Annotated in this window: 15 protein-coding genes and 2 pseudogenes; 7 read left to right on the forward strand and 10 right to left on the reverse strand. The window is 67.5% G+C overall.

Annotated elements, in window-relative coordinates:
* Window positions 1–6 precede the first annotated feature (6 nt).
* From mce to V9G04_10365, 4 genes and pseudogenes are all read left to right on the forward strand, one after another.
* Window positions 7–461: pseudogene (mce, locus tag V9G04_10350) on the forward strand (methylmalonyl-CoA epimerase).
* A 131-nt stretch (window positions 462–592) separates the two neighbouring features.
* Complete coding sequence (locus V9G04_10355) at window positions 593–1,420, forward strand: hypothetical protein (GenBank protein MEI2713668.1); 828 nt, start codon at window positions 593–595, stop codon at window positions 1,418–1,420.
* A gap of 712 nt (window positions 1,421–2,132) precedes the next feature.
* Complete coding sequence (locus V9G04_10360) at window positions 2,133–3,380, forward strand: hypothetical protein (protein ID MEI2713669.1); 1,248 nt, start codon at window positions 2,133–2,135, stop codon at window positions 3,378–3,380.
* Between the two features lie 35 nt (window positions 3,381–3,415).
* Window positions 3,416–4,552, forward strand: coding sequence for an AI-2E family transporter (locus V9G04_10365; GenBank protein ID MEI2713670.1), 1,137 nt, complete (start codon window positions 3,416–3,418; stop codon window positions 4,550–4,552).
* Here the strand turns inward: V9G04_10365 and V9G04_10370 are convergent.
* The gene (locus V9G04_10370; GenBank protein ID MEI2713671.1) at window positions 4,527–5,480 is read right to left on the reverse strand and encodes a DMT family transporter; all 954 of its coding nucleotides are present in this window, start codon (window positions 5,478–5,480) and stop codon (window positions 4,527–4,529) included. The two genes, V9G04_10365 and V9G04_10370, sit on opposite strands and share 26 nt — an antisense overlap.
* Window positions 5,481–5,517: 37 nt before the next feature.
* On the opposite strand from V9G04_10370, the gene V9G04_10375 reads away from it, so the two are divergent.
* Window positions 5,518–6,075: a CGNR zinc finger domain-containing protein gene (locus V9G04_10375; GenBank protein ID MEI2713672.1), complete on the forward strand. Its 558-nt coding sequence runs from the start codon at window positions 5,518–5,520 to the stop codon at window positions 6,073–6,075.
* Here the strand turns inward: V9G04_10375 and V9G04_10380 are convergent.
* From V9G04_10380 to V9G04_10400, 5 genes and pseudogenes are all read right to left on the reverse strand, one after another.
* Window positions 6,072–6,515: an alpha/beta fold hydrolase gene (locus tag V9G04_10380; protein MEI2713673.1), complete on the reverse strand. Its 444-nt coding sequence runs from the start codon at window positions 6,513–6,515 to the stop codon at window positions 6,072–6,074. The genes V9G04_10375 and V9G04_10380 overlap by 4 nt on opposite strands.
* Before the next feature lie 67 nt (window positions 6,516–6,582).
* Window positions 6,583–6,855 (reverse strand): annotated as a pseudogene (locus V9G04_10385) (alpha/beta fold hydrolase).
* Window positions 6,856–6,857: 2 nt separating this feature from the next.
* Window positions 6,858–7,652, reverse strand: coding sequence for a hypothetical protein (locus V9G04_10390; GenBank protein MEI2713674.1), 795 nt, complete (start codon window positions 7,650–7,652; stop codon window positions 6,858–6,860).
* Between the two features lie 39 nt (window positions 7,653–7,691).
* Complete coding sequence (locus V9G04_10395; GenBank protein MEI2713675.1) at window positions 7,692–9,482, reverse strand: 3-hydroxybutyryl-CoA dehydrogenase; 1,791 nt, start codon at window positions 9,480–9,482, stop codon at window positions 7,692–7,694.
* A gap of 65 nt (window positions 9,483–9,547) precedes the next feature.
* Window positions 9,548–10,618 carry a GNAT family N-acetyltransferase gene (locus V9G04_10400; GenBank protein MEI2713676.1) on the reverse strand — a complete coding sequence of 357 codons (1,071 nt, stop codon included), beginning with the start codon at window positions 10,616–10,618 and terminating at the stop codon, window positions 9,548–9,550.
* Between the two features lie 25 nt (window positions 10,619–10,643).
* Between V9G04_10400 and nucS the strand changes: the two genes are divergently transcribed.
* Window positions 10,644–11,348 carry an endonuclease NucS gene (nucS, locus tag V9G04_10405; GenBank protein ID MEI2713677.1) on the forward strand — a complete coding sequence of 235 codons (705 nt, stop codon included), beginning with the start codon at window positions 10,644–10,646 and terminating at the stop codon, window positions 11,346–11,348.
* Window positions 11,348–11,869 carry a DUF952 domain-containing protein gene (locus V9G04_10410; GenBank protein ID MEI2713678.1) on the forward strand — a complete coding sequence of 174 codons (522 nt, stop codon included), beginning with the start codon at window positions 11,348–11,350 and terminating at the stop codon, window positions 11,867–11,869. The genes nucS and V9G04_10410 overlap by 1 nt, the downstream gene beginning before the upstream one ends.
* Here the strand turns inward: V9G04_10410 and V9G04_10415 are convergent.
* The 4 genes from V9G04_10415 to V9G04_10430 all read right to left on the reverse strand — a co-directional run bounded on the left by V9G04_10415 (window position 11,866) and on the right by V9G04_10430 (window position 15,349).
* Window positions 11,866–12,474 carry a histidine phosphatase family protein gene (locus tag V9G04_10415; GenBank protein ID MEI2713679.1) on the reverse strand — a complete coding sequence of 203 codons (609 nt, stop codon included), beginning with the start codon at window positions 12,472–12,474 and terminating at the stop codon, window positions 11,866–11,868. The two genes, V9G04_10410 and V9G04_10415, sit on opposite strands and share 4 nt — an antisense overlap.
* Before the next feature lie 19 nt (window positions 12,475–12,493).
* The gene (locus V9G04_10420) at window positions 12,494–13,018 is read right to left on the reverse strand and encodes a ferritin (GenBank protein ID MEI2713680.1); all 525 of its coding nucleotides are present in this window, start codon (window positions 13,016–13,018) and stop codon (window positions 12,494–12,496) included.
* 63 nt (window positions 13,019–13,081) lie between these two features.
* Entirely contained in the window at window positions 13,082–13,273 is a 192-nt protein-coding gene (locus V9G04_10425) for a hypothetical protein (GenBank protein ID MEI2713681.1), read from the reverse strand.
* A 48-nt stretch (window positions 13,274–13,321) separates the two neighbouring features.
* A complete protein-coding gene (locus V9G04_10430; GenBank protein ID MEI2713682.1) occupies window positions 13,322–15,349 on the reverse strand; it encodes a protein meaA in 2,028 nt (675 codons plus the stop codon).
* Between the last annotated feature and the right edge of the window lie 34 nt (window positions 15,350–15,383).

Below are 15,383 nucleotides of genomic sequence, written 5' to 3' on the forward strand. Positions count from 1 at the left end.
GTTCCTATGACGACTCCACTGGACATCCCCGAGCACTTGTTCACCGCATATCGACCACGTTGGGATCGCGGTTCCCGACCTGGACGTGGCGATGGCCTTCTACCGCGACACCTATCGGCATGACGGTGCTGCACGAGGAGGTCAACGAGGAGCAGGGCGTACGCGAGGCGATGGTCGGTGTCGGCGACTCCGGCTCGCTGCATCCAGCTGCTCGCGCCCCTGTCGCCGGAGTCCACGATCGCGAAGTTCCTGGACCGTTCCGGCCCCGGGCATCCAGCAGTTGGCGTTCCGGGTGACCGACGTCGAGCAGGTCGCGGCGATCCTGCGCGCGCGGGGCGTACGACTGCTCTACGACGCTCCGAAGCGTGGGACCTCCGACAGTCGCGGTCAACTTCATCCACCCCAAGGATGCGGGCGGCGTGCTGGTCGAACTCGTGGAACCGGCGGCGAGCGGACACTGAGCCGATGACGCGCGTTGACCCTCGCGATATGACCTTCTCCACAGACGCGGTGCGGCACAGTTACTAGCCGGTAGCCTCGCGCCCAAGCATGATCTGAACCATCGACGTACATCACTAGCCAGGAGCAGCACGTGCAGCACATCCTCGAAGCCATCCAGTCGGGCACCGCGACCAGCGAAGACTTCGCCAGCCTGGAGGTCCCCGACCACTACCGCGCGGCCTTCGTCAAGAAGGACGAGGTCGGCATGTTCGAAGGCGTGGCCTCGCAGGAGAAGGACCCGCGCAAGTCACTGCACGTCGACGACGTCGCCGCTGCCCGAACTCGGCCCGGGCGAGGCTCTGGTGGCCGTGATGGCCAGCGCGATCAACTACAACACCGTGTGGACCTCGATCTTCGAGCCGGTGTCGACCTTCGGCTTCCTGGAGCGGTACGGCCGCAGCTCTCGCCGCTGAGCCAAGCGGCACGACCTGCCCTACCACGTGGTCGGCTCGGACCTGGCCGGCGTCGTGCTGCAAGCACCGGCGCGGGCGTGCAACGCCTGGCAAGCCCGGCGACGAGGTCGTGGCGCACTGCCTCTCGGTCGAGCTCGGAGGCCCCGACGGCCACAACGACACGATGCTCGACCCGCGAGCAGCGGATCTGGGGCTTCGAGACCAACTTCGGTGGCCTGGCCGAGATCGCGCTGGTGAAGTCCAACCAGTTGATGCCCAAGCCCGCGCACCTGACCTGGGAGGAGGCCGCCTCCCCCGGCCTGGTCAACTCCACGGCGTACCGCCAGCTCGTCTCTGCCAACGGCGGCAACATGAAGCAGGGCGACAACGTGCTGATCTGGGGCGCCAGCGGCGGCCTGGGCGGCTTCGCCACGCAGTACGCACTCAACGGTGGCGCGCAGCCCGATCTGCGTGGTGTCCAACGAGGAGAAGGCCGACGATCTGCCGCTCGATGGGCGCTGAGCTGATCATCAACCGCTCCGAGGAGAACTACCAGCTTCTGGAACGACGAAGGCACCAAGCAGGACCCGCGCGAATGGAAGCGTCTCGGCGCCAGGATCCGCGAGCTCACCGGCGGCGAGGACATCGACATCGTCTTCGAGCACCCGGGTCGCGAGACCTTCGGTGCGTCGGTGTTCGTGACCCGCAAGGGCGGCACGATCACCACCTGCGCGTCGACGACGCGGCTACATGCACGAGTACGACAACCGCTACCTGTGGATGAACCTCAAGCGGATCATCTCCTCGCACTTCGCCAACTACCGCGAGTCGTGGGAGGCCAACCGCCTGATCTCCAAGGGCATGATCCACCCGACCCTGTCGCAGACCTACCCGCTCGACCGAGGTCGGCCAGGCCGCGCTCGACGTGCACCAGCAACGCCCACCAGGGCAAGGTCGGCGTGCTCTGCCTGGCCCCTGAGGAGGGCCTGGGCGTCCGCGACCACGAGATGCGCGACAAGCACTTGGAGTCGATCAACCGGTTCCGGGGCGTCTGAGGTCGGAGAGCGCGCAGCGCGGGTCCGGCCGAAGCGCCAATCCCAAACCGCGTCTGAGGTCGGAGAGCGCGCAGCGCGGGTCCGGCCGAAGCGCCAGTCCACCAGCGCGTCTGACCACGCAACCGCTGGCCCGGTTTGGGATGCTTGAGGTCGAGCACTCGAATCCAGCCATGGGGAGGCACGCATGAGCGGCGACGTAGGACTGTCCATCTTCGACGAGGACGACAACAACTCACCGAAGAAGTCCGAGGCGAGTCCGTCGGCGACGCCCCAGTCTCGCGACACCGAACCCACCAAGCAGGTCCCGGTCGTCGCGCCCAAGGCTGCGCCGAACCCTCCCGGCGTACCTCCCGCTCCCGTGTCGCCACAGCCGGTGTGGAGCGGCGGGTGGGGCAGCAAGCCGCCCCAGGGCAAGGGGTTGTTCCCGGTCGTGCGCAAGGGTGGCTACGACCCGATCGAGGTGGACAAGCAGGTCGACGGCCTGCGATCCGAACGCGAGGGGTTCCTCGCCGAGCTCACCGAGTTGCGTGAGGCCAACGCCGGACTGAGCAAACAACTGCACGCGATGGAGGCCGACCTGGCCGAGCGCGAGGCGCCGTCGTACGCCGGGCTGGGCGACCACGCGGCCGGCATGCTGCGGATGGCCGAGGAAGCGGCGGCCAAGGTGCGTGGGACCGCGCAGCGAGACGCCGACGAACTGCGTTCGGCCGCGCAACGTGACGCCCAGGCGACGCGCAGTGCGGGCCAGAAGGAGGTCGAGGACCTCCGCCTGGTCCAGACCCGAGAGATCGAGGAGGCCCGAGCGCGCCTGAAGGCCGATGTCGAGCAGGAGCGTACGCTGGCCGCAGGCGAGGCAGCCGACACGATCGCGGCGGCCAAGCGCGAATCCGATCAGCTCCGGATGGCCGCGCAGCAGACCAACAACGAGGCGATCACCAACGCCAAGCGTGAGGCCGAGAAGATCCTGGCCGCAGCCGATCGCGAGACCCAGGAGGCCCGCCGGGTGCTGGCCGTGGAGCGTGAGCGTCTGGCCAAGGAGGCCGCGGACCACCACGCGGCAGCATCCGCAGAGACCCAGCGGCTGGTCGACGAGGCCGAGTCACGCGCCGCGGCAGCCGAGGACCGTGCCCGAGTCGCGACTCAGCAGGCCACCCGTCACCGCGAGCAGTCCCAGGTCGAGGCCGAGGCGATCGTGAGCCGCGCCCGCCGCGAGGCCGAGCAACTCCTCGAGTCGGCCCGGTCCCAGGCCGAGTCGATCACCAGCGAAGGCCATGCAGAGCACCAGCGCCAGGTGGCCAGCCTGTCCGACGAGGTCAGCCGCCTGACGGGCCGTCGCGACGAGATCGCTGCCCAGCTCGGCTCGTTGCGCGACGTGATCGGCGGATTCCCGGACCAGGCACGCACGAGCGAGCCGACACAGGACGGGGAGTGAGGTTGCCGAGGCGCCGTACGGCGGAGCACGCGAGCATGGCCGAACAGGCGGCCGAGTCCGCCGAAAGCGCCGCTCTCGACGCCAAGGTCGCCGCCGAGAGCGCCAAGCGGGCGGCACCCGATCTGGGCGAGCCCGGCCCGCCGTTCGAGCGGCGCTCGCCCTTCTTGATGGGCTTCCTCGGCGGGCTGGGGTTGCTGCTGGCGTACTTCTTGGGCACCCAGGTGCTCAAGGTCGGCTCCTATCTGATCCTGATCGTGGTCGCGCTCTTCCTCGCTGCCGGACTCAATCCAGCGGTGCAGTGGTTCGAGCGTCGCGGACTCAAGAGGTCGTGGTCGGTCCTCGCGGTGATCAGCATCGTGCTGGTGCTGCTGACCGGCTTCGTGGTCACGCTCGTGCCCGTGATCAGCGACCAGGTCGCCGCGATCACCAAACAGGCGCCGGGCTGGCTGGACGAACTGCAGACCAACCGCATGATCGAGCGGCTGGACGACAAGTTCGACATCATCGACAAGATCCGCAGTTATATCGAGGACGGCGACTTCCTCTCCGGCCTGTTCGGCGGGGTGCTCGGCTTCGGCCTCAAGGTCGTGTCCACCCTGCTCAACGCCTTCCTGGTCGTCGTCTTGACCCTCTATTTCCTGGCGGGCCTCGACGCGACGAAGAACGCGCTCTACGGCCTGGCCCCCGCCTCGCGGCGCGATCGGGTGACCAAGCTCGGCGATCGCATCGTGCAGAGCGTGGGCGGCTATGTCTCCGGCGCCTTCATGGTGGCGCTGTGCGCGGGTATCACCTCGCTGGTCTTCTTGTTCCTGATCGGTTTGGGTGAGTACGCCGTGGCGCTGGCCTTCGTGGTCGCGCTGCTTGATGTGATCCCGATGATTGGCGCGACGATCGGCGCGGTGCTGGTGAGCGCGATCGCGTTCGCGACCGACGTCAAGATGGGGATCGCCTGCGTGATCTTCTACTTCCTCTATCAGCAGATCGAGAACTATGTGATCTATCCCCGGGTGATGAGTCGCTCGGTGGAGATCCCCGGCTCGGTCACGGTGATCGCGGCGCTGATCGGTGCGGGGCTGTTGGGTGTGGTGGGCGCGCTGCTCGCGATCCCGACGGCGGCAGCGATCCTGCTGCTGACCCGCGAGGTGTTCATACGACGGCAGGACGCTCGCTGAGCGTGGGCTCGGCACGGGGCGCCGGCTCCCCCAGTTTGACGATCACGATGCCGAGCAGGATCAGCGCACCGCCGAACAGTTGCAGGGCGCTGGGCATCTCCGCGACCAGGATCCAGGCGAAGAGCACGGAGAAGACGACCTCCAACAACGCCAGGAACGACGCGAGTCGAGACCCCAGACGGCGCCCGGCCGCGATCCCGGTCGTGTAGGCCATCGCCGCCGAGACCACACCCAGGCCGAGCAGCGGCCACCACCACGCCACGGTGCCGAGTTCGTAGGTGACCGGCGTACGCGCGAAGTCGAGGCGCACGAGCCCCGCCAGGGAGGCAAGGCTCAAGGTCACGGCACCGGCGAGCAACCCGAACGCCCCCAACGCCATCGGCGGGAGTTGGGTGTCGGTACGCGCCGACAGCACGAAGTACGACGTCGCGCCGAGCATCGCCAAGAACGCCCAGCCGACTCCCACCCAACTCACCGAGCCGACGTTGAGGACGTCGAGCATCAACAGCAGCCCTGCCGCACACCACAGCGTGCCGAACGCCGTGCGTCGAGTCGGGCGTACGCCATGGCGCAGCCACAGCCACGCGATCACACCCACTGGTGCGGTGTATTCGATCAGCAGCGCGAGCCCGACCTCCATATGCGCGATCGCGTTGAAGTAGAACAGTTGCGTCGCCGCGATCGGCGCCGCGCCGTAGAGCGCGATGATCTTCCACTCGGCACGCAACAGCCCGAGCCGGCCGTTGATCGCGTAGAGCCCGAGCGGCAAGAGCGCCACCGAGGCGATCCAGACTCGGCCCAGCACCACGGCGCCCGGGCTCCACCCCGCGTCGAGAAGTCCGCGGCCGAAGGCTCCGGCCGTGCCGAAGGTGAGAGCTGAAGCCAGCGCGAAGGCGAGTCCACTCACCTGGGTATCCCGCTGCTTCATGATGCGAAACTAGGGTGGCCTGAAGTAATCTGTCAAAATGCTTTTTGCCCATGACACCGAGCTCAATCTGCTCTGTGCTGTCGCCTTGGCAAACTCGGGCCAGGGAGATGCGTACGGCTCGGGGGACTCGCTGACCTCCCTCGAAGAACTCGACGCCTTCTTCCGCAGATGGGGATTCTCTCGATGGAGCCACCGCAGGCGCGCCGACCTGGATGCGATCCGAGCCCTTCGGCCGGAGTTGCGTGAACTCCTCCTCTCCTCACGCGACGACGCGGTGGGGATCGTGAACAGGTGGCTGGCCCAGACCTCCGCGCTCCCCCGTCTGGTGCGCCACGACGACCTCGACTGGCACATCCACGCCATCGCCGACGACGCCCTCCTGGCCGACCGGATCCGATCCGAGACGGCGATGGCGATGGTCGACATGATCCGAGCCGACGAGATGGGGCGCCTCTCGGTCTGCACGGACGAGCGCTGCTCGGGCATCGTGCTCGACCTCTCGCGCAACCGCTCGAAGCTCTTCTGCTCGACCGCGTGCAGCAATCGGCACGCGGTGGCCGCCTACCGCGCTCGTCAGCGCGGAACCGACGCCTAGTCCAGGAACCGGCGCAAGACCTCGGTGAAGATGGCGGGCTGCTCCGAATGCACCCAGTGACCGGCGCCCTTGACGGTGACCCGGCGTACGCGTGGGAAGAGCGCTGACATCGCCTCGGCGTGCACGGGGCGTACGTAACCCGACTCGGCGCCGCCGATCCACAGAGTCGGCCCGTCGTACGGCGGGAGCGAGGAGATCGCCGCACCCGGCCAGTCCCGCAATGCCTCCAGGCCCTCGCTGAGAACCACCAGGTTGGGCTGCCAGCGCCACCCGGACCCGTCGCGACGCAGATCCTGCAGCAGGAAGGCTCGTACGGTGTCGTCCGGCACAGCCTCGCGTAGGCGCTCGTCGGCCTCCTCGCGACGCTCCAGAGTGTCGAAGTCGAGCGCGAGCATCCCGTCGATGAAGCGGCCGAATTCCTCCAGCGAGCGATAGGACACCGGAGCTGACGTCGACCACAGCCAACCGCTCCACGCGTTCGGGATAGGCCAAGGCGACCAGCATGGCGATCTTGCCGCCCATCGAATGTCCGACCAGTCTCACCGGATCGTCGGAGGCGAGTTCGCCCGCCACCAGGTCGGCCGCTCGCAGGTAGTCGAACTCGTCAGTCCAAGGCGACCTGCCGTGATCGGGCATGTCGAGCATCGTCACCCGGTGGGTAGCGGCGAACTGCTTGGCGATCTGGGTCCAGTTCTTGCCCTGGCCGAAGAGTCCGTGACAGAAGACCAAGCGGGGGCCCTGGTCCCCCAGATGCGTGGCGTGCAGGCGCCCGGCGGCCATGGTCAGAAGTCAAAACCGTCGAACATGTCGCCGATGCCCCCGAAGACATCGCCGATCCCGTCGCCGATCCCCTCGAACACGCCACCGACCCCTTCGCCGATGCCCTCGGCCATCGCACCGATCCCCTCGCCGAGACCGTCGAAGGCGCCGAACATCAGCCCCATGAACATCCAGTCCATCGGCGAGAACGCGCCGAAGTAGCCGTACGCGTACGGCCGGTAGGCGGGTCCGCCCTGCCAGTAGGGCACTCGCCGCGACCCGACGAGCACCTTGCGTACGTCCGGCTCGGCGCCCGCACGCACCCGCTCGGCGTCCAGCGCGCACGCGGGGACGTCGCGGGGAGTGCCGCCGGCCGGGGCCCACTGCACGTCCATCACGGACAGGCCGTGGCGAGGGTCGAAGAAGCAGGGCGGCCGACGAGTCGGCAACGGCCTGCCCGCGACCCGCGCACGTACGCACTCCATCGCATAGCGGCCGTCGTCGAGGATCTCGGTGACGTGCTTGATGTCGTCGGGCTTGTTCATGGAGTCGCCCGCGGTCTTGGCAGCCTCGTAGGAGTCCAGCGCGCGCTGGTAGTCGGCGTTGGCGCCCTGATCCAGTTGCCGACCCGCCAACTCGAGGTCGAGGTCTTGCAGCTCGACGCCGAGCGCGGTGATGTCCTCGTACGCCAGCTTCTTCACCGGCTCCAGCTCGGCGGCCTTCTTGTCCGCTTCGCGGCGCTGGCTGACGCGCAGCGCGGCGACGATGGCACCCAAGCCGCCCAGGATCACGGCGCCGTACAGGGCAATCTCCCACATGGGGAAACCCTAACGCCCGCGCCTAGACCGCGGCGGCGGTCAGCGAGCGGTGTAGTCGCGGAACCCGCGCCCGGTCTTGCGACCGAGGTAACCGGCCGTGACCAGGTGCTCCAGCAGCGGTGCCGGCGAGAAGCCCGGCTCGCGGAACTCCAGGTAGAGCTCCTTCTGGATCGCCAGCGAGACGTCGTTGCCGACCACGTCGAGCAGCTCGAACGGGCCCATCGGCAGCGCACAGCCCTGCTTCATGGCCGTGTCGATGTCGTCGGCGGTGGCGTAGTGCGCCTCCAGCATCTTCACCGCGTCGTTGAGGTAGGGGAAGAGCAGTGCGTTGACGATGAAGCCGGCGCGGTCACCGCACTTGACCGCGACCTTGCCGACCTTGTCGCACAGCGCCAGCACCGTCTCGGTCACGTCCTCGTCGGTCGCGACCGTGGAGACCACCTCGACCAGTTTCATGATCGTCGCCGGGTTGAAGAAGTGCATGCCGATGACGTCCTGGGGACGTTTGGTCACCTTGGCCATCGAGATGATCGGCAGGCTGGACGTCGTGGTCGCGAGGATCGCGCCGTCCTTGCAGATCTCGTCGAGGTTTTCGAACAGCGTCGTCTTGATCGCGAGGTCCTCGGCGATCGCCTCGACCACGATGTCGACATCCTTGAGGTCGTCGAGGCTGGTGGTGCCACTGACGCGGGCCAGGGTCTCGGCCTTGGCCTCCTCGGTGGCCCGACCGCGCTGGATCTGCTTGTCGAAGTTCTTGGTGATCGTGGCCAGCACGCCGTCGACCTTGTCCTGACCACGACCGACGAACAGCACGTTGAAGCCGGACTTGGCGAACACCTCGACGATGCCACTGGCCATCGTCCCGGTGCCGACGACGCCGACCAGTTTGATGTCGTGCTTGAGTTGCGGCGCGTCGTCCGCGCTCGGGGTCTGGGCATCGGCGACGACCTGGTTGCTGTCGGGCTCGGCGTAGGTGTAGAAGCCACGGCCGGACTTGCGACCGAGCAGGCCCGCGGTGACGTACTGCTTGAGCAACGGCGCGGGAGCGTGCAGGCGGTCGCGGCCCTGCTTGTACATCGTGTCGAGGATCTCGTACGCCGTGTCGAGACCGATCAGGTCCAGCAGCGCGAGCGGGCCCATCGGGTAGCCGCAGCCGAAGCGCATAGCGGCGTCGATGTCCTCGCGGGTGGCGTACTTGCCCTCGTACATCGACACCGCGTGGTTGAGGTAGCCGAAGAGCAGGGTGTTGGCGATGAAGCCCGCCTTGTCGCCGCACACGACCGGGTTCTTGCCCAGGCGACCCACGAGAGCCTGGACGTCGGCCAGCACCCCGGGCTCGGTGACGACCGTACGGATGATCTCGACGAGGTTCTGCACCGGAGCGGGGTTGAAGAAGTGCACGCCGATGACACGACCGGGCTTGGAGTTGGCGGTCGAGATCTCGGTAACCGACAGCGACGAGGTGTTGGTCGCCAAGATCGCCTCGGGCGAGACGATCTGGTCGAGGCGCCGGAAGATGTCCTTCTTCACGTCCAGCGACTCCACGACGGCCTCGACCACGAAGTCGGCGTCCTTGAGTGCGTCCAGATCGGTGGCGAAGCTGATCCGGCCCAGGATCTCGGCCTGCTCGGCTGCGGTGATCTTCTCGCGCTTGACAGCGCGGCCCGTGGACGCGTCGAGGTGCTGGCGGCCCCGCTCCACGCCCGACTCGTTGAGCTCGACCCCGATGACGGAGAAGCCGTGGCGTGCGAACACCTCCGCGATGCCGGCACCCATGGTGCCCAGTCCGATGACGCCGATGGTCGTGAATTCGCGCGAGGTCTCACTCATGGGCGCATTTTCGCATGACCGGCGGGTAACTTGGCCGTGGGAAATTTCACGCGTGCGCAGTTTGCTCAGGGGCGCTGGACGACCACTCGGTCGCCTACGCGGATCGCACCCTCCTCGACCACCTTGGCGCACAACCCGCGCAGCCGTCTCGGCTTGCCTTCGGGTCCGTTCACGAAGGCCATCGCGTCCTTGCCGAAGCGGGCGATGAACTTCGCGCAGCCCGTGTGGGGCTGCGCGGTCACCTCGATCACGGCGTCGGCTCCGATCTCCAGCCGGGTGCCCGCCGGCAGGTTGTCGTGCGAGAGGTCGAGGTCGAGATAGAGCTGGTCGCCGGCCAACGGTTCGCGTTCGCGGTCTTGGGCCAGGAACTGGACCATCGGGTGGCTCATCACGTTGAGTTGCATGTCGGGGTGCGCGGTGTTGTCAGGCGTACGACTGCTCGGGCGGTCGATCCAGTTGTCGCCGACGACGCCCACCCTCACGTCGAGTTGCGCGACGTCGAGCACCTCACGCTCACCCTCCGCCGGGCGCCGCAGCACCAAGCGCAACGTGCCCGCGTCCTTGGGCGTCGCGTCAAGGGTGCTCAGGAAGTCGGTGAGCTCGGCCGTGGTGCGATGCTGGCGCAGCGGCCTCCGCATCAGGATCCGTCTCCCGAACCGGCCCAGTCCGAGCTCCTGCTCGCGCTGAACCGCCCGCAGTTGCAGGGCCGTACGCGGGTCTTCGGGTGGCACCTCGACGAAGCCGTGTTTGGCGTAGAAGGGACCGTTCCAGGCCAGGTCGGCGTACGTCATCAACGTCACCGCGCCGAAGCCCTTGGCGGCAAGGCGTTCGCAGACTGCCTCGATCAGCGCGCCACCGATGCCTTGACGCCCGTGCTCGGGGTGTACGGACAACTGCTCCAGGTGCGCCTGCCCGTCGATGAGCAGCACGTGAGCGAAGCCGATCGGCGGGTCCCCGGCGACCAGGATGAAGCCCGGCTTCTCGGCACGCTCCTGTCCGCAGTCCGCCTTGGCTGCCAGCGCCGTGCCCGTGAGATCACCGAGCGCAGACTCGAAGAGGGGCAGGCCGGAGTCCTCGATCGCACCGAGGTGCGCAAGGTCGCGGGTCCGGGCCGGGCGGATATTGAGGTCGAGCACGACCGGAACGGTAACCTCCCCGTTCGTGAGACTCGTGGTGGCGACCTGTCAGGTGGACTACGCCGGACGGCTGACTGCCCATCTGCCGATGGCGACGCGGGTGCTGATGATCAAGGCCGACGGCTCCGTTCTGGTGCACAGCGACGGCGGGTCGTACAAGCCGCTGAACTGGATGTCGCCGCCGTGCCAGTTGCGCGAGAGCGTCAGCACCGACCCGGCCGACGACTCGCGCGAGATGATCGAGTGGACGGTCACCAACCCCAAGACCGACGACACGCTGCGGATCCTGATCGAGGAGATCCATCACGACTCGGCCCACGATCTGGGGATCGACCCCGGTCTCGTCAAGGACGGCGTCGAGAAACACCTGCAGGAGCTGCTGGCCGCCCATCCGGCCACGCTGTCGGACGGGCTCACGCTCGTACGCCGGGAGTTCATGACCGCGATCGGGCCCGTCGACCTGATGTGTCGCGACGCGGCCGGACTCTCCGTGGCCGTGGAGATCAAGCGCCGCGGGGAGATCGACGGCGTGGAGCAACTCACCCGCTACCTAGAGCTGCTCAACCGCGACCCCCTGCTGTCGGCCAAGGGGCCTGTACGCGGGATCTTCGCTGCGCAGGAGATCAAGCCGCAGGCGCGCGTGCTCGCCACCGATCGCGGCATCGCCTGCGCGGTGGTCGACTACGACGCCCTGCGCGGACTCGACGACCCGACAGACAGGCTCTTCTGATGCACATCTTCCACATCGCCAAGCAGTCTGATTGGCAGCAGGCGCGAGCCAGCAAGTCGTACGAGATCTCCACACTCGGCCGGACCCTGGCCGAGGAGGGCTTCATCCACGCGTCGCGGCGCGAGCAGGTCGAGCCGACGTTCAAGAGGTTCTATCGCACGGTCCACGAGCCGCTGGTGCTGCTCACGATCGACCCTGCGCGGTTGAAGTCCGAACTGCGTGAGGACCAGGTTGACGACGACACGTACCCCCACATCTATGGCCCGCTCAACACCGACGCCGTCATCCGCGTCTCACCGCTCAACCGCAAGGGCGGCACGGAGAGCTTCACCTCACTCTTCGTCAAGGAGATGTTCGTCCGCGTAGCCGTGGCGATGGTCGCGATGCTGGCCGGCTTCGCCGGGGGCGCGCTGGGTCGCCGGACCGATTGGGAGTGGGGGCCGTTCGTCGGGGCCGTGCTCGGAGTGCTGCTGGTGGCTTTGGTGACGTACGCCTGGACCAAGCGCCCGAGGTCGGCCTAGAGATCCAGCCCCGGCCACTCCAGCGCGAGCCAACCGTCGCCGTCGCGCTCGAAGCGGGCGTACGCAGTGTTGGCCAGATGCTGGCCCTCGATGTCGCGGATGCGCATATTGCGCGCCAAGGCGGGCAGCGCCGCGCACATCACGCCGCCGTGGCTGATCACGAGGACGGCTTCGCCGCGGTGCAGGTCCGCGATCTCGTCCAGGGTGTCCCCCAGCCGCGAGATCACTTCGTGGCCGTTCTCGGCGCCGGGGATGCGAGCGTCGAGATCCCCGTCGGCCCACTGAGCGAAGATCGGTCGAATGGGGTCGGGCTCACTCGGGAGCCCGGCGTAGTCACCGACCGAGACCTCGAGCAAGCCCTCACGGACCGTGACGCCCACGCCCAATGCGGCGGCTGCGATCTCGCCGGTCTGCACGGCCCGGGAGTACGAACTGGCGTACACGTGCGCGATCCGTTCGCCGCGCAACGAGTCCCCCAAGGCGCGAGACTGCTCGCGCCCGGTCGGCGTCAGGCTGCCACCCTGGTCGACGAGGTCGTGGGACTCGTACGCCGCCTCCGCGTGCCGCGCCACGATCAGCCGGGCGGGGCACTGGAGGTCGCTCATGGCGGTGCGTGATCAGGGCTCAGGCGCCGGCGATCGGCGGCGCGGTCGGGTCGGCGCCCTCGGCTCCCTGCTCGCGCGCGACGTACTCCTCCAGGCGCTCGAGGTTGTCGAGGTTGCGGCTCACGACAGTGACCAGGTCGCTCATCGTGGCGACTTCTTCGACCTGCTCCTTGACGAACCACTGCATGAACTGTTCGGAGGCGAAGTCACCCTCCTCGCGGGCGGTCTTGAGCAGGGCGTTGATCTGCTCGGTAACCCGCTTTTCCTGCTCCAGCGCGAGTTCGACCGGAGCGAGCACGGAGTCGAAGTCGTTGATCGCGGCCTCGATCGCCGGGATCTTCGCCTCGGCGTCGGTGTCGAGGAGGTAGCGCACCATCATCATCGCGTGGTCGCGCTCCTCCATCGCCTGGCGATAGAAGAAGTCGGCTGTCTGGGGCAACGTCTGGGCGTCGAAGTAGATCGCGCAGGCGACGTACTGATTGTGCGCGGCGAGCTCGTTGCCGATCTGCTCGTTGAGTTGAGTGACGAAACGTTCGGCAGGCACCTGCGTACTCCTCAGTTGATCTGGTGTTCCCGGGTCTACGATCCCACAACCCCACGTCCGCGATTACGCGGCCTTCTTGAGGCGCTTCTTCGAGACCTTCTTGCCGTCGACGCGCACGAGTGCACGCTTCTTGACGGTGTAGCCGGACGGGAGCGTGCCCTCCTTGAGCATCTGGATGGGGCAGCGGTCGCAGCGCTTCTTCGACACGCAGCACTTCACCTTCGGAAGCTTCGCGACCTTCTTGGACTTGCCCACGAGCCGAAACCCTAGCAGGAGGGTTTTAGGCTTGCCTAACCTAAACCGTCAGCTGAGATCGTGGGCCTTGCGGATCACGTCGACGATGCCGCCCATGATCTCGGTGAGGCCGAAGTCCTTGGGGGTGTAGACCGCGGCGACGCCGAGTTCCTTGAGCCTGCGCGCATCGGAATCGGGGATGATCCCGCCCACGATGACCGGCACGTCATCGACGCCCGCGTCGCGCAGGCCGTCGAGCACTGACGGAACCAACTCCATGTGGGAGCCCGACAGGATCGACAATCCGACGCAGTGCACGTCCTCGGCGATGGCCGCCGCCACGATCTGCTCGGGCGTCAACCGGATGCCCTGGTAGATGACCTCGAAGCCCGCGTCACGCGCGCGTACGGCCACCTGCTCGGCGCCGTTGGAGTGTCCGTCGAGGCCCGGCTTGCCCACCAGCAGCCGCAGCCGCCCGCCGAGTTCGTCGCCGGTCTGCTGCACCCGTTCGCGTACGGTGCTCAACTCGGCGCCAGCCTCGGCCACGCCGACCGCGTCAGAGACACCCGTCGGGGCGCGATATTCACCGAACACCTCGCGCAGCGTACCGGCCCACTCCCCCGTCGTCGCGCCCGCGCGAGCGGCGGCCAGGGTCGCCTCCATCAGGTTGGCATCGGTCTTCGCGGCAGCGGCGAGATCGGCCAGCGCCGTGGCGACCTCCCCCTCGTCGCGCTGGGCCTTCCACGCGTCCACGGACTCACGAGCCGCCTTGTCGGCCTCCGGGTCCGCAGTCTGGATCGCGGCGTCCAGGTCGGCGGTCAGCGGCGACTGCTCCGTGGTCTCGAACTTGTTGACGCCGACGATGATCTCGTCACCGGCCTCGATGCGACCGCGGCGAGCAGCGTGGGCCGACACGAGCTCGGACTTCATGTAGCCGGATTCGACGGCCGCGATCGCGCCGCCCATCGCCTGGACCCGGTCCATCTCGGCGCGAGCGCCGGCCACCAGGTCGGCAACCTTGGCCTCGATCACGACCGAGCCCTCGAAGATGTCGTCGTACTCCAGCAGGTCCGATTCGTACGCCAGCACCTGCTGCAGCCGCAGCGACCACTGCTGGTCCCACGGCCTCGGGAGGCCGAGCGCCTCGTTCCACGCAGGAAGCTGGACAGCGCGAGCACGTGCGTTCTTGCTCAGCGTGACACCGAGCATCTCCAACACGATGCGCTGCACGTTGTTCTCCGGCTGAGCTTCGGTGAGGCCGAGCGAGTTGACCTGCACGCCGTAGCGGAAGCGACGCATCTTTTCGTCTTGCACGCCATATCGCTCTCGGGTGATCTCGTCCCACAATTGGACGAAGGCGCGCATCTTGCAGGTCTCCTCGATGAAGCGCACGCCCGCGTTGACGAAGAACGAGATGCGGCCGACGACCTTCTCGAAGTCCTCAGCGGCGACCTGCCCGGAGTTCTTGACCTGGTCGAGCACGGCGATCGCGGTGCACAGGGCGTACGCGAGCTCCTGCTGCGGCGTCGCGCCCGCCTCCTGCAGGTGGTAGGAGCAGATGTTGATCGGGTTCCACTTGGGGATCTCGTTGACCGTGTAGGCGATGGTGTCGGCCGTCAGGCGCAGCGAGTGCTCGGGCGGGAAGACGTACGTCCCGCGGGAGAGGTATTCCTTGATGATGTCGTTCTGCGTCGTGCCGGCGAGTTGGTGCGCGACGTCGCTGGGGCCCTGCTCGGGGTTCTGCTCCTCGGCGACCACCTGATAGAGCGCCAACAGCCACATCGCGGTGGCGTTGATCGTCATCGAGGTGTTCATCTCCACCAGCGGGATGTCCTCGAACAGGCGGCGCATCTCGCCCAGGTGCGGGATCGGGACGCCGACCTTGCCGACCTCGCCGCGACTCAGCGGCGAGTCGGGGTCATAGCCGGTCTGGGTGGGCAGATCGAACGCCACACTCAGCCCGGTCTGCCCCTTGGCCAGGTTGGTGCGATAGAGCGCATTGGAGGCCGCAGCGGTCGAGTGACCGGCGTACGTCCGCATCACCCAGGGGCGATCTTTGACGGGTCGGGTGGCACTGCGCTCGGGGCTCTGCTCCATGGAGCGAGCGTAGGCGCTCGGTTACCGGTCGGTC

The sequence above is a fragment of the Nocardioides sp. genome (genome assembly GCA_037045645.1).
GTDB lineage: Bacteria > Actinomycetota > Actinomycetes > Propionibacteriales > Nocardioidaceae > Nocardioides.

Coding starts and splice junctions, on each gene's coding strand:
- V9G04_10430 (MEI2713682.1), bottom strand. CDS start 15,349: ATGGAGCAGAGCCCCGAGCGCAGTGCCACCCGACCCGTCAAAGATCGC.
- V9G04_10365 (MEI2713670.1), top strand. CDS start 3,416: ATGGCCGAACAGGCGGCCGAGTCCGCCGAAAGCGCCGCTCTCGACGCC.
- V9G04_10410 (MEI2713678.1), top strand. CDS start 11,348: ATGCACATCTTCCACATCGCCAAGCAGTCTGATTGGCAGCAGGCGCGA.
- V9G04_10415 (MEI2713679.1), bottom strand. CDS start 12,474: ATGAGCGACCTCCAGTGCCCCGCCCGGCTGATCGTGGCGCGGCACGCG.
- V9G04_10370 (MEI2713671.1), bottom strand. CDS start 5,480: ATGAAGCAGCGGGATACCCAGGTGAGTGGACTCGCCTTCGCGCTGGCT.
- V9G04_10360 (MEI2713669.1), top strand. CDS start 2,133: ATGAGCGGCGACGTAGGACTGTCCATCTTCGACGAGGACGACAACAAC.
- V9G04_10390 (MEI2713674.1), bottom strand. CDS start 7,652: ATGTGGGAGATTGCCCTGTACGGCGCCGTGATCCTGGGCGGCTTGGGT.
- V9G04_10395 (MEI2713675.1), bottom strand. CDS start 9,482: ATGAGTGAGACCTCGCGCGAATTCACGACCATCGGCGTCATCGGACTG.
- V9G04_10375 (MEI2713672.1), top strand. CDS start 5,518: ATGCTTTTTGCCCATGACACCGAGCTCAATCTGCTCTGTGCTGTCGCC.